The organism is Sulfitobacter sp. HI0040, assembly GCF_001634885.1.
In the GTDB taxonomy this organism is placed as follows: domain Bacteria; phylum Pseudomonadota; class Alphaproteobacteria; order Rhodobacterales; family Rhodobacteraceae; genus Sulfitobacter.
Genome location: NZ_LWEX01000495.1, coordinates 1 through 452, shown reverse-complemented (window position 1 = coordinate 452; position 452 = coordinate 1). Strand labels below are relative to the sequence as shown.

The following is a 452-nucleotide window of genomic DNA, read 5'->3' as shown; positions in this document are numbered from 1 at the left end:
GTCGTAGACCAGAACGCCCGCTGCGCGCGCACCGTCAATCCGGATCGGCGAACCGCCTACCTCGTCGTAAACCTCGATGTCTTCCTTGCCGTTGTTGTGCAGGTCGAGCGTATAGGACAGCAGCATGCCATCTTCGGTCTCTGCGTGCTCGACGCTCTTGCGCAATTGTAGAATGTGGTTCGAGATCGAGACTTTGCCGGTGGCCGTACCGTGATGGATCACCGGCATATCCGTCGCGGGTGAGATTCCTTCGACCAGCAGTTCACTCTCCATCGAAGCCTCGAGGTGCGCGGAAGGGGAAATCGAGAACCGGTAGATAAGGTGCATGGTTTCACCGACCGGCAGATCGAGCATGTTTTCACGCAGCATCACGGGATCGGCCCGGTCGATCCGCCCGTTGCCTTCCATGTCCTGAAACAGGTCGGTGGCCATCATCATGCCGGCGGGCCCCG

The 452-nt window shown here is 59.7% G+C and carries 1 protein-coding gene; it reads right to left on the bottom strand.

Annotation, left to right across the window (positions count from 1 at the left end; genetic code table 11):
* The coding region (locus A3728_RS19710) for a hypothetical protein (RefSeq protein ID WP_150120903.1) at positions 1–438 on the bottom strand (438 nt) is incomplete at its 3' end.
* Positions 439–452: the final 14 nt, after the last annotated feature.